Annotated in this window: 14 protein-coding genes; 7 read left to right on the plus strand and 7 right to left on the minus strand. The window is 58.1% G+C overall.

Going from position 1 to position 12516, the window contains the following annotated elements:
• Nucleotides 1-140 precede the first annotated feature (140 nt).
• Nucleotides 141-674 (plus strand): outer membrane protein, encoded by a 534-nt coding sequence (locus tag GS620_RS16160; RefSeq protein WP_152456763.1) that lies wholly within the window; start codon nucleotides 141-143, stop codon nucleotides 672-674.
• Nucleotides 675-723: 49 nt separating this feature from the next.
• Here the strand turns inward: GS620_RS16160 and GS620_RS16165 are convergent, their stop codons facing one another.
• Nucleotides 724-1707, minus strand: a complete 984-nt coding sequence (locus GS620_RS16165; RefSeq protein WP_171616884.1) for a quinone oxidoreductase — start codon at nucleotides 1705-1707, stop codon at nucleotides 724-726.
• Nucleotides 1708-1899: 192 nt separating this feature from the next.
• Between GS620_RS16165 and GS620_RS16170 the strand changes: the two genes are divergently transcribed.
• Nucleotides 1900-2757 (plus strand): DUF2189 domain-containing protein, encoded by an 858-nt coding sequence (locus GS620_RS16170; RefSeq protein WP_171616886.1) that lies wholly within the window; start codon nucleotides 1900-1902, stop codon nucleotides 2755-2757.
• 30 nt (nucleotides 2758-2787) lie between these two features.
• On the opposite strand, the gene GS620_RS16175 is transcribed toward GS620_RS16170, so the two are convergent.
• Both GS620_RS16175 and GS620_RS16180 read right to left on the minus strand, forming a co-directional pair.
• The gene (locus GS620_RS16175) at nucleotides 2788-3774 is read right to left on the minus strand and encodes an NAD(P)H-quinone oxidoreductase (RefSeq protein ID WP_171616888.1); all 987 of its coding nucleotides are present in this window, start codon (nucleotides 3772-3774) and stop codon (nucleotides 2788-2790) included.
• Nucleotides 3775-3835: 61 nt separating this feature from the next.
• The gene (locus GS620_RS16180; RefSeq protein WP_171206094.1) at nucleotides 3836-4528 is read right to left on the minus strand and encodes a COQ9 family protein; all 693 of its coding nucleotides are present in this window, start codon (nucleotides 4526-4528) and stop codon (nucleotides 3836-3838) included.
• Nucleotides 4529-4639: 111 nt separating this feature from the next.
• Here GS620_RS16180 and rpsU point away from each other — a divergent pair, with 111 nt between their 5' ends.
• Nucleotides 4640-4846, plus strand: coding sequence for a 30S ribosomal protein S21 (rpsU, locus tag GS620_RS16185; protein ID WP_005614280.1), 207 nt, complete (start codon nucleotides 4640-4642; stop codon nucleotides 4844-4846).
• A gap of 294 nt (nucleotides 4847-5140) precedes the next feature.
• The gene (locus tag GS620_RS16190) at nucleotides 5141-6223 is read left to right on the plus strand and encodes a CAP domain-containing protein (protein ID WP_171616890.1); all 1083 of its coding nucleotides are present in this window, start codon (nucleotides 5141-5143) and stop codon (nucleotides 6221-6223) included.
• Nucleotides 6224-6290: 67 nt separating this feature from the next.
• Here the strand turns inward: GS620_RS16190 and ppk2 are convergent, their stop codons facing one another.
• Nucleotides 6291-7208 carry a polyphosphate kinase 2 gene (gene ppk2 / locus GS620_RS16195; protein WP_371419726.1) on the minus strand — a complete coding sequence of 306 codons (918 nt, stop codon included), beginning with the start codon at nucleotides 7206-7208 and terminating at the stop codon, nucleotides 6291-6293.
• 280 nt (nucleotides 7209-7488) lie between these two features.
• On the opposite strand from ppk2, the gene GS620_RS22305 reads away from it, so the two are divergent.
• Nucleotides 7489-8328, plus strand: coding sequence for a CPBP family intramembrane glutamic endopeptidase (locus GS620_RS22305; protein WP_171363527.1), 840 nt, complete (start codon nucleotides 7489-7491; stop codon nucleotides 8326-8328).
• 3 nt (nucleotides 8329-8331) lie between these two features.
• Here the strand turns inward: GS620_RS22305 and GS620_RS16205 are convergent, their stop codons facing one another.
• Entirely contained in the window at nucleotides 8332-8790 is a 459-nt protein-coding gene (locus GS620_RS16205) for an Lrp/AsnC family transcriptional regulator (protein ID WP_152456756.1), read from the minus strand.
• Nucleotides 8791-8925: 135 nt separating this feature from the next.
• Here GS620_RS16205 and ald point away from each other — a divergent pair, with 135 nt between their 5' ends.
• Nucleotides 8926-10044 (plus strand): alanine dehydrogenase, encoded by a 1119-nt coding sequence (gene ald / locus GS620_RS16210; protein WP_152456755.1) that lies wholly within the window; start codon nucleotides 8926-8928, stop codon nucleotides 10042-10044.
• 189 nt (nucleotides 10045-10233) lie between these two features.
• Here the strand turns inward: ald and GS620_RS16215 are convergent, their stop codons facing one another.
• Nucleotides 10234-10995, minus strand: coding sequence for a mechanosensitive ion channel family protein (locus tag GS620_RS16215; RefSeq protein WP_253283973.1), 762 nt, complete (start codon nucleotides 10993-10995; stop codon nucleotides 10234-10236).
• A 261-nt stretch (nucleotides 10996-11256) separates the two neighbouring features.
• On the opposite strand from GS620_RS16215, the gene GS620_RS16220 reads away from it, so the two are divergent.
• Entirely contained in the window at nucleotides 11257-11955 is a 699-nt protein-coding gene (locus tag GS620_RS16220; protein ID WP_171616892.1) for a glutathione S-transferase family protein, read from the plus strand.
• A 50-nt stretch (nucleotides 11956-12005) separates the two neighbouring features.
• On the opposite strand, the gene GS620_RS16225 is transcribed toward GS620_RS16220, so the two are convergent.
• Entirely contained in the window at nucleotides 12006-12452 is a 447-nt protein-coding gene (locus GS620_RS16225; protein WP_171119768.1) for a YtoQ family protein, read from the minus strand.
• Nucleotides 12453-12516 lie beyond the last annotated feature (64 nt).

Raw genomic sequence — 12516 nt, forward strand, 5'->3', positions numbered from 1 at the left:
CGTGTCTTTTCACGTTTCAGAGCCAGAATTCGGGCAGGGGTTCGTAGGTATCACTGATCCGATGACGTTCGCGGATCGTAACTGTCTGCATAAGTGAACCGAATTTCACTGGAGCAGAGTGACAATCGAAAGGAAATGAGATGACTTTGAAATTGGCTCTCATCACTACTGTCGCAACCGTGGTCGCGGGATCGGCAATGGCACAATCCTCGGGCAACTGGACCGGGTTTTATGGCGGTCTGCAACTGGGTTATGCCGATGTAGACACCAGCCTGTCCGGTGTCGATGGCGATGGCGCGATCGGTGGTATCATCCTGGGCTACGACTATGATCTGGGCGACTGGGTCGTTGGCGGCGGATTTGACTATGACTGGACTGACGTGGGCCTGTCCGGCGCCGCAACTGTCGAAGATGTCTGGCGGTTGAAGGCGCGCGCCGGCTACAAGGTAAACCCGCAAGGTTTGCTGTACGGCACGGCAGGCTACGCCGAAGCGGGCACCGACACCCTGGGCAGTGATGACGGGTGGTTCATCGGCGCAGGCTATGAACAGATCGTGGCCCCAAATGTGAGTATTGGCGGAGAACTTCTGTACCACGAATTCGATAACTTCAACGGAAACAATGTGGATGTCGACGCAACCACATTGCAGGTTCGTGTCTCTTACCGGTTCTGAACGGCACTCCGGATAAAGTTGAACCCGGCCTGACAGGCCGGGTTTCGCATCAAAGGTCCAGAATCGTACTGCCGGTCGTCTGCCGCGCTTCCAACGCGCGATGTGCATCGGCCACCTGATCCAGCGCAAAGCGCTGATCAATGTGGATCTTGACCTCTCTGCCCTCGACCTTGCCGAACAAGCGGCGCGCCATTGCCTGACAGACGGAGTGGTCCGCAATATGGGTGAACAAAGTGGGGCGGGTGATCTTGAGCGATCCTTTCTGGCCCAGAACACCAATATCGAATGGCGGCACCGGCCCTGAGGCGTTGCCGAAGGAAATCATCATTCCCAAGGGTTTCAGGCAGTTCAACGATCCTTCGAACGTGTCCGCCCCCACGGAATCCATGACCACATCCACACCCTTGCCTTTGGTGATCTCGGCCACCCGTTCGGTGAAATTCTCGGAGCGGTAGTTGATGCAATGCGCGGCCCCGTTGAACCGGGCGAGGCTGCACTTCTCGTCGGTTCCCGCCGTGCCAATCAGAGTGATCCCTTCTGACTTCGCCCATTGGCAGGCGATCAGTCCGACCCCACCCGCCGCTGCGTGGAACAGCACCGTATCCCCGCGTTTCAGCGGAGTGGTTCGGTGAAACAGGTATTCAACCGTCAAACCCTTCAACATCATTGCCGCAGCAGCTTCGAAAGAGATGCCATCTGGCAAAGGGCACACCTGTGCCGCAGGCATCACGCGGGCCTCGCAATACGCGCCGGGTGGGGCTGCGGCATACGCGGCCCGTTGACCGGGATGCAGGTGGGTTACCCCTTCCCCGACGGCCTCGACGACACCTGCCGCTTCCATCCCCAAAGCATGGGGGAGCTCCAGGGGGTACAATCCAGTGCGTTGATAAACATCGATAAAGTTTAGACCGCAGGCATGATGACGGATACGTATTTCACCCGGTCCGGGGTCGCCCAATGGCCTGTCTTCGATCCGCAGAACCTCGGGCCCGCCGAATTCGTGCAATACCACCGTTTTCGCTGTTGTCTGCATCCTGACCTCCTCTTGCCTGACATCAAGCTAACATGACTGCGATGCGGAGCAATCGTCAGATATCAGAGTGTTGATCAGGATTCCGCCAAACTGTGCTATACTGCGATCAGGCGTTGTCGGCTGGTCCGGCCACGGACAACTTAATGCCGGATCCATTCCGCGGCGCAAATCTCGCCAGGAAAGGGGATGAAAATGGCTAAAACAATCGGAAATCCGATCAGTTGGGCAGCCCAGAATCTGGGGGCGGCCAGTGATCATGTCTCGGACAGCGTTTCAAAACTCGGAAGCGCAGATACCACGCATTTGCCGATGGTGCAGACATTGACGATGCAAGATCTGCGCGCCTGTCTGAAGGCGGGGTATCACGACTTTGTCGAAACACGGGCGGATGCCATATTCATTGTGCTGATCTACCCGGTTGCGGGGCTTTTGATGTTCGGCTTTGCCCTGAACGTCAACATAGTGCCACTTCTGGCGCCTCTGATCGCCGGTTTTGCCTTGATCGGTCCAGTCGCAGCTGTGGGGCTGTATGAGATCAGCCGCAAACGAGAACAAGGCAGCACGGTGCATTGGTTGGATGCGTTCGGTGTATTCCGCTCTCCGGCTTTCGGCGCAATTCTGGTTTTGGGTTTTTATCTGGTGATGCTTCTGCTGATCTGGCTGATGGTGGCGCAGAGCATTTACACGCATACAATGGGGCCAGAAGCCCCCGCGTCACTTGGCACTTTTGCCAAGCAGGCCGTCACTACGGTTGCCGGCTGGACCATGATGGTTGTCGGACTCGCCGTTGGGTTCGTGTTCGCTCTTTGCGCTCTGGCGATCAGCGTTGTCAGCTTTCCGTTGCTTCTGGACCGGCAAGTCGGATTGCCGGTGGCGGTCGTGACATCGTTTCGCGTGTTGCGTCACAACCCCGGCGTCATCTTGACCTGGGGGTTCATCGTGGCGGCCCTTCTGTTTCTGGGTGCCCTGCCGATGCTGTTGGGCCTGATCATAGTGATGCCGGTTCTGGGCCATGCCACATGGCACCTGTACCGCCGCGCAGTTGCGTGAACGCGCGGGTCTGCCCCGCGCGCGCAGAGTTCAGCCCGCCACGTTCAGGACGATCTTGCCAATATGGCCCGAGCTTTCCATGCGTGCATGGGCGGCCGCAGCCTCGGCCAGATCAAATTCGCTGTCCATGACAGGCGCAACCTTGCCAGCCTCAAGCAGAGGCCAGACAGCTTCGCGCAGGTCCTGCGCGATCCGGGCCTTGGCCAGATCGCTTTGCGGGCGCAGGGTGCTGCCGGTCAGGGTCAGGCGCTTGACCATCATCAGGGCAAAGTTCAGCTCGACCACCGGGCCTTGCAGAAACGCGATCTGGACCAGCCGCCCATCCTCGGCCAGAGCTTTGACGTTGCGCGGGATATAGTCGCCTCCGACCATGTCGAGGATCAGGTTTGCCCCGCCTTCGGCCCGCATGACGGCCACAAAATCCTCATCGCGGTAGTTGATCGCCCTTTCCGCACCCAACTTGACGCAAGCCTGACATTTTTCATCCGACCCTGCGGTGGCAAAAACGCGGGCGCCAAAGGCATTGGCCAACTGGATGGCCGTCGTGCCAATCCCGCTCGAGCCGCCATGGACCAGAAATCGTTCACCGGCCTTCAGCCCGCCCCGCGTAAATACATTGGACCACACGGTGAAAAAGGTCTCGGGCAGGCAGGCCGCCTCTTTCATTCCCATGCCGGCAGGAACCGGTAGGCAATGGGCCGCAGGGGTGGCGACATATTCGGCATAGCCGCCGCCCGGCAGCAACGCGCAGACCTGATCCCCAACGGACAGTCCTCCGACCCCGGCCCCGACCGAGACCACTTCGCCCGAAGCCTCAAGCCCCGGCAGGTCGCTGGCACCGGGCGGCGGATCGTAAGCGCCCGCGCGCTGCAACGCGTCCGGCCGGTTCACCCCGGCATAGGCCACTTTCAGAACGACCTGCCCCGCACCCGGTTCAGGAATTGGTCGCTCGGTCAGTTGCAAAACATCGGGACCACCCGGTTCGGTGATCTCAACAGCGCGCATCATCTGGGTCATAGGCACCTCCTTTGCCCAACGCCTAGCAGGCATCAGGGCCAAGGCCCAGCATCAAGACGCGCTACTTTCGGGGGTTCAGCATTCCCGGAAGATCGGCCCGCATTTTGACCGGAGCCTTCACCTGACCCGCCAGCCAGTTCGGAACCGCCAGAAACGGTTTCAACACCGGGTTGTCGCGCAACTGCGCCTTGAGCTTTTCAAACTCCATGACATTTGCGATCCGGCGATCCAGAAACTCCCACGTGTTCTGATGATCCGGGCTGTCATCACCCAGCCAGAACAGCAGGGTCGAGGAATAGACACCCGACAAAGTGGCCCGCTTCGTGTACCAGTTCACATCATCCGAGCTGTCGCCCAGCGCATCCCAGATCAGATCGCAGGTCTGCCAAACCGCCTTGGCACCGTCGGCCGCATGGGTTGGCAGGGAAAACAGCGTCATGCCCCGGCGCACCAGTTCTTTGTCCTCGACGGCCTGCAACCGGAACCGAACCGCTGCGGCAATCCTGTCGCGGAATTTCAGTTCGCTAAGGTCCTCGGACCTGATGCGGTCCAGCATCGCCTGATCCCCGCGCGCGTGGTAGGCCAGCGCCAAATCCACCGCGCCGCGCGGACAAATCGCGCGCGCCAGACCGTCATCCAGACCACAGTCGGAAATGGAGGCGCGGAAACTGGATTCCGACCACCCATCGAAGGGAACATGGATCAGCATCGCATCCAAAAGCTGCTGTTTTGCATCTTCATATGTGGTCGTCATGGCGGTTCTCCGGTTGTCGGCCCCAGTACTAGACAAGTTAGAGCGGCTTTGCTATACGGCCAACTCCTGCAATTTCCTTGCAACTCTATCTAGAAAGGTGGTGACAACCACATGCAGGTTAGTGTTCGCGACAACAACGTCGATCAGGCGCTTCGTGCCCTGAAGAAAAAGCTGCAGCGCGAAGGCGTGTTCCGTGAAATGAAGCTGAAGCAACATTTCGAGAAACCGTCCGAGAAAAAAGCGCGCGAGAAGGCTGAAGCGATCCGTCGTGCCCGTAAACTGGCACGCAAGAAAGCACAGCGCGAAGGTCTGCTCTAAGACTTTCCTCGTCCAGCTTTGGATGACACTATTTGACGACCCCCGAGGCATCGCCCGGGGGTTTGTCGTTTCGGGGATCGGTTTCAATCCGCCGACTCGTGGTACCGGCTGTGCGACAAGCCGCCATTTCCTCACCAGCAACATTTTGCCCGGCATTTTGCAGCGCAGCGAATCCCGCACCGGTAGCATCGGGTTGCCAAAACTCGCCTGAAGTGAACCGCCCCCTACCACCGTCGACACCCCCACCTCTAAGTGAGCCCGTCCGGAAGGACACAAACACAAACGGAGGCAAAAATGTCGACTGCAAGTACATTCGAACGCGAGATGCTGGGGCTGATCAACCAGGAACGCACATCCCGCGGGCTCAACCCGCTGCAACTTGAGACGCAGCTGAACGATTCATCCGAAGATCACAGCACCTGGATGCTGGACACAGACACGTTCAGTCACACCGGTTCGGGCGGTTCCAGTGCAACCCAGCGGATGCAAAACGCCGGATTTGATCTTGAGGGAAACTGGCGGACCGGCGAAAACATCGCATGGCAGTCCGAACGCGGGCAGCCCGGCATCAGCGATGACGTGGCGCAGTTGCACCAGAACCTGATGAACAGCCCGGGCCACCGCGCCAATATCCTGAATCCGGATTTCAAATATATCGGGATCGGCGTCGAAACCGGTGACATGCAGGGCTTTGATGCGGTGATGGTCACCCAGAACTTTGCCGCAACCGACGCGGCAGTCATGCTGGACAACGGCAATACGAACACACCGCCCGTTCCGCCAACCACGCCGGACGAAGTTGCCGTACCAGAAGAGCCGGAAGTCGAAACGCCGGACACTGACGTCACCGAAACCGAAGAGCCAGGAACTGAGACTCCCGGAACCGAAGCGCCTATACCCGAGACACCAGACACCGACGTCACCGAGACCGAAGAGCCGGAGCCCGAAACGCCGGATACTGACGTCACCGAGACCGAGGAACCGGAACCCGAAACACCCGGAACCGAAGAACCAACACCCGATGCACCAGATACCGACGTCACCGAAACCGAAGAGCCGGAACCCGAAACGCCGGACACCGAAGTGGTTGATGGCGGTGAGCCCGAAGCATTCTGCTTTGACGTTCAGGCTTTCCTGGATGAAATCGCCAGTTTCCTCGAAAACCTGCAAGCGCAGTTTGACGAGTTCAACTGGGGTGACGATGTGAACGGCGACACGGACGTGGCAGACACCGATGATATCGACATGATGCCGACCGTCGACGTCACGCCGGAAACGGAATCCGAGCCTGCGGGCACCGAAACAGCCGACGTCGATGACTTTGACATCACAATGGTCAACTTCTTTCACTTTGACTGCATGATGGATGCAGCCTGATCAGTTGACCCCGTGCGAGGCCGGTCGTGTCGGCCTCGCATATTCCGGCTCAGAGCCTGATTTTGCTTCAGTAGATCTTTGGTACGTAAAGCTCATCCGGCAAAACGCGGCGTTCATATTCCGGGTTGTACTTGCGGTCGGGCAGATTGACCTTTTCCTGAGGCACGTCCTCGTATGGGATTTTTGTCAAAAGATGCTCGATACAGTTTAGCCTTTCGCGTTTTTTGTCATTGCCTTCGACGATGTACCACGGGGCCTCGGGGATATTCGTTCGGAAAAGCATATCCTCTTTGGCCTTTGTGTAGGATTCCCAGCGGATGCGGGATTCAAGATCCATCGGTGACAGCTTCCATTGCTTCATCGGATCGTGAATACGCATGAGGAATCGCAACTGCTGTTCCTCGTCCGTGATCGAGAACCAGTATTTCAGCAGAATGATCCCTGACCGCACTAGCATCCGTTCGAACTCCGGAACGTCCTGAAAGAATTGTTCAACCTGGTCCTCGGACGCAAAACCCATCACCCGCTCGACTCCGGCCCGGTTGTACCAGGAGCGGTCGAACAGAACGATTTCACCCGCCGCCGGCAGATGCGGTACGTAGCGCTGGAAATACCACTGGCTTTGCTCTCGGCGGCTGGGTGCCGGCAATGCCACCACGCGCGCGACACGCGGGTTCAGACGCTGGGTGATCCGCTTGATCACGCCCCCTTTACCGGCACTGTCACGGCCTTCAAACAGGATACAGACCTTGGCCCCGGTATGCTGTACCCAGTCCTGAACCTTGATCAGTTCGGCTTGCAAGCGCAGCAGGTTGCGGAAGTAAACCTTGCGATCCAACATATCCGGATGCTGTTCCCGATAGATTTTTCGGACTTCCATCGACAGCATCGGCTCACTGAATTCTATCTCGAAATCTTCGTCCAGCGTGTCCTCCAGCTCGGCTTCCAGCCAGTCTTTGGGGGCGCCAGTGTTTTCATTGTCCAAGGTCAGCTCCTTCTCGGTCTTCGGGTTCGGACCATATCGAGCCCGTGTAACAACCTGATGCCACCAGATAAATTGATGCTAGGGTCACGAGTCCTGCGGCCGTTGTCGTGCCTGCAAATCAGGTCCAGCGCGAGAATATGATCTTTCACCTGAATTTGTACATCTGTCCCGCGGGATACAAGCGTCTGAATTGACGCAATGCGTTGCGCTTGGCCACGGATGCTTGCATTGCCTCGTTTTGGTGCGGCATCACGGTGCGCATGACAAAGACGAGGCGATTGTGACATTCCTTCTTTCCGTGATGCCCATTATCTGGCCCTGGCTTGTTCTGATATCAGCGCAATTGATGGTGCTGGCCCGGCGGACAGGCATCGGCTTGTCGTTGCTGGTTTTGTTCATCAGCATTGCCTCGGCGACAGGATTGATGTCACCCATGGCGATCGCCGCGGTGGCCATTGGTCTGGTCGGAGCTTCGTTGCTGCCCCATCTGAAAGGATGGCCTGCTGTCGCCGGACACCTGTTGTTGATCCTGTGGTGTCTGGTGATGGGTGCACATCTGCTGCCGGGATTCGAAAATTTGAAAATTCTGGATCAGGTACAGGCGGGTACGGGAAGCGCCAGTTTCACCCTGCATCTGAACCTGGACAAACCGATGGTCTTCTTTGCCGTTCTTCTGGCCTGGCCCCGGATGCTGCGCGGCAAAACGCAGATCAAACGCACGGCCTTGCTGGCAGGGTTGCTGCTCCTGCCGGGGCTGTTTCTGTTGGGGCTTTCCTTCGGCGCGGTACAGCCGGAATTTACTGTCCCGCCTTGGTGGCTGGTATTTGCCCTGTCCAACCTGTTTCTGACCTGCCTGACGGAAGAAGCCTTCTTTCGTGGCTATCTGCAATCGGCCATCGCCCCGCGCCTGGGGGACGTTGGCAGTGTAATAGCAGCCAGTCTGCTGTTCGGGCTGGCCCATGTCGCCGGGGGTCCGGCGCTGGTGGTTTTTGCTTCCATTCTCGGGCTGGCCTGCGGATTGGGATACTATGCAACCAGACGCCTGTGGGTGCCTGTGATGATGCATTTTGGGTTCAACCTGACCCACCTTTTTCTGTTCACCTATCCCGGACCTTTATGACAATCAGACGGGCAAGGCTGTGGTCTTGAACACGGTACGCAAGGCAAACGAGCTTTGCATTTGCGCCACCCCGGGCAGGCGCGACAGGTATTGCCGATGGATGCGGGCGAAATCTTCGGTGTTTTCCGCCACAACTTTCAGAATGTAATCCGCCGTACCGGCCATCAGATGGCATTCCAGCACATCCGGTATCCGGGCCACCGCCTTTTCAAACGCATCCAGAACCTCTTCGGCCTGACCCTGTAGCGTGATTTCGACAAAGACCGTTGTCGGCACGTTCATCTTCCGCGCATCCAGCAGCGCCACGTAGTTGCGAATGTAGCCTTCAACCTCCAGCCGCTGAACACGCCGGTGGCAAGCCGACGGAGACAAGTTGACCTGTTCAGACAATTCCGAATTCGACATCCTACCGTTTTTTTGCAATGCCGCCAGAATCTTGCGATCAGTCGTATCCAAGCTCATTTATGCAATTCCTTTGCAAGGTTTTTGTATATTACGCGATATTCTTCCAAAGAAAAATGTACTGACACGTTTTCTTTCACAGAAATTGCACTGCGAAATGCACATAATTTAAGCAGTTTATGTACGGAGAACCCCATGAAAATCGGTTGCCCCAAGGAAATCAAACCCCAGGAATTCCGCGTCGGGATGACGCCCAATGCTGCTCAGGAAGCAGTTGCACGTGGTCACGAAGTTCTGATCGAATCCGGCGCAGGCATCGGCGCTGGATTTGACAACGACGCCTATGTCGCGGCTGGCGCACGTATCATCGACACTGCGGAAGAGGTGTTTGCTACCGCCGACATGATCGTCAAGGTCAAGGAACCCCAGGCCGTGGAACGCAAGATGCTGCGTGAAGGGCAGTTGCTGTTCACCTATCTGCACCTGGCTCCGGACCCGGACCAGACGCATGACCTGCTGGAATCGGGTTGCACCGCAATCGCCTATGAGACTGTGACCGATGCGAACGGCGGCCTGCCCCTGCTGGCACCGATGTCCGAAGTAGCCGGTCGTCTGGCCCCTCAGGTCGGGTCGTGGACGCTGCAAAAAGCCAATGGCGGGCGCGGCGTTCTGATGGGTGGCGTACCCGGTGTCGGCCCTGCCAAAGTGGTCGTAATTGGCGGCGGCGTCGTTGGGACCCATGCGGCGAAGATCGCTGCCGGAATGGGCGCGGATGTCACCGTTCTGGATCGCTCCTTGCCGCGGCTGCGTTATCTGGACGACGTCTTTGGCGGAACCTTCAAAAACCAGTATTCGACGGCGGGTGCCACGGCCGAGCTGATCCAGGATGCCGATATGGTCATCGGTGCCGTTCTGATCCCCGGCGCTGCGGCCCCAAAACTTGTCTCGCGCGCCCAGTTGTCGACGATGAAACCCGGTGCCGTACTTGTCGATGTTGCCATCGATCAGGGCGGGTGCTTCGAGACGTCGAAAGCCACCACCCATGCCGACCCGATCTACGACGTCGACGGCATCATGCACTACTGCGTTGCCAACATGCCGGGCGCGGTGGCGCGCACCTCGACCATCGCCCTGGGCAACGCCACGATGCCTTTCATGCTGTCTCTGGCGGACAAAGGCTGGAAACAGGCGTGTCAGGACGATCCGCATCTGCTGGAAGGTCTGAACGTCCACGCTGGCAAGCTGACCTACTATGCGGTCGGCAAGGCCCTTGGTATTGACGTCGTCTCGCCCAACGTAATCGTCAAGTCGTAACCACTCCCGCCCCTGAAATCGCTTTTGAAAAGCGGTTTCCAGCGTCGGGCATAGCGCCACGCCACAGGCGTGGCGCGGTCGGACCCAAAGCGATGGTTTGAACAAAGAAAAGGGCACCGCGCCCTTGCGCGGTACCCGGCCTAACGGGAGGAGGGCATTTTCGAATGCCCGATCGACGGGCGGGAGCCGTCACCCCTGTTTCTGGATTTCCACCGAATGAGGGTAAGGGATCGAAATACCCTTGTCGTCAAAGGCTTCCTTGATCGTTTTCGTCAGCTCGAATTTGACATCCCAATAGTCTGGCGCCGAGCACCACAGCCGTGCCGTCAGATCCACCGAGCTGTCACCCAGGTTCGTAACCCGAACCCAGGGTTCCGGGTCGCTGTGAATGCGACTGTCCGCTTTGGCCACATCCAGAATGATCTGCATGGCTTTGTCCGCGCTGTCGCCATAGTCGATTCCGAATACCAGATCGACACGACGCGTGTCATGGGCAGAGTAGTTCGTGATGATCGAGCCCCATGCCTGACCGTTCGGAACAATGATCTGCACGTTGTCCGGCGTCACCAGCTCGGTGGTGAACAGGTTCAGGTCCTTTACGGTGCCTGACGTGCCGCCGATATCAACGAATTGACCCAGCTTGTAGGGCCGGAAGACAACCAGCATCACACCGGCCGCCAGATCGCTGAGCGTGCCTTGAAGCGCCAGGCCGATAGCCAAGGACGCGGCACCCAGAATGGCGACGATGCTGGTGGCTTCAATTCCGAAGATGCCCAGAACGGCAACCAGAACCATGGCGAGAATGGCCCATTTGACCAGGCTAGCCGAAAAGTTCCCTAGCGTCGGATCAATATGCGGCGTCGAATTGATCCGGCGGCGAACCATGCCCCCGATTGCACCAGCCACGATCCAGCCCAGGATCAGAACGACAAGCGCCTTGACGGCACTCATGATCAGCGGGGCAAATGCGCCCACCTGTGTTACGACCTCATCCACGCCCATCTCCTTTCAACAGCAAGAAACCCGCGAGGTTTTCGCGGGGGTCACCAGATTGTGAGCCAAGTTTGGCTTCCGGTCTAGGTGCGAGTTGCGTTGGATTTCCCCTTTGTTCGCCAGAAAACACGGCCTGACCGGAAATGCACATCGCCAAGGGCTTATATAAATCAGGCGTGGCCCCTAGCTTTTACAGGGACAGCCAAACAGGAGCCCCCAATGCTGGACAACAAACCTCATCCGATCATGGCGCGCTGGCCCGCGCAATCCCCGGACAAGATTCAACTGTATTCCTATCCGACTCCAAACGGCGTAAAGGCATCGATTATGCTGGAGGAAACCAGCCTGCCCTATGAGCCCCATCTGGTGACGCTATCGGATGCGGATGTCAAAAGCCCCGAGTTTCTGTCGCTGAACCCAAACAACAAAATCCCAGCCATCATCGATCCCAACGGGCCGGACGGCAAGCCACTGGCCCTGTTCGAAAGCGGGGCAATCCTGCTGTATCTGGCCGAGAAATCAGGCAAGTTGCTGGGACAAAGCGCGGCAGACAAGCATCGCATTACACAATGGCTGATGTTCCAAATGGGGGGCGTAGGGCCGATGTTTGGCCAGCTTGGCTTCTTCTACAAATTCGCGGGCAGCGAAATCGAAGACCCCCGACCGCGCGAACGCTATGTCAACGAGGTCAAACGCCTTTTGAACGTGGTCAACACGCAACTGGAAGGGAAAGACTGGATCGCCGGCGATTACTCCATCGCCGATATCGCTCTTGCCCCTTGGTTGAATGCTCTGGACTTCTACGGCGCGAAAGAGGTTGTCGGCTGGGACGGCTACGCCAATGTCGTCGCCTATGTCGACCGTTTCATGCAGCGCCCGGCGGTGCAGCGCGGCAAGGCCATACCCTCACGCGCTTGATCTGTTTCGCGATTGACAGGGTGCCGAAACCGGCACCCGCATTGAAAAACTCAGCCCGGCAGTGCACCCGTCAGCACATACCGCAGGATTTCGACAACCTGCGCGGGCTTTTCCGCCACGGCCAGCGCGGCTGCATCCACTTCTTTCAACGCGTGCTGATGCTCGGGGCCGTGCAGCACGATGATGGATTTGCCCAGCGCTGCGGCATAGCCCGCATCAAAAGCCGCGTTCCACTGTTTGTACTTGTCGCCAAACCGGACAACCACAACGTCAGCATCCGAAATGCCCTTGCGGGTCCGGATCGCGTTGACCATCGCACCCTTATGGTCATGCCAGTACTTGTTCGGCTCTTCCCCCAGAATGGCAACGCCGCAATCGTCGCTTGCCGCGTGGTCCGTCACCGGGCTGTTGAATGTGATGTCCAACCCCTGCGCGCCGTCGATGATCTGTTCGCGCCAATCGGTGTGGATTTCGCCAGAGAGGTACACGTTCAGCATCTTTCGTCCTCCGTAAACACGGAAAGGGCGCCACCGCCCCTTCATCTTTTCTGAAATACTCCCG

The sequence above is a fragment of the Ruegeria sp. HKCCD6428 genome, assembly GCF_013110595.1.
GTDB lineage: Bacteria > Pseudomonadota > Alphaproteobacteria > Rhodobacterales > Rhodobacteraceae > Ruegeria.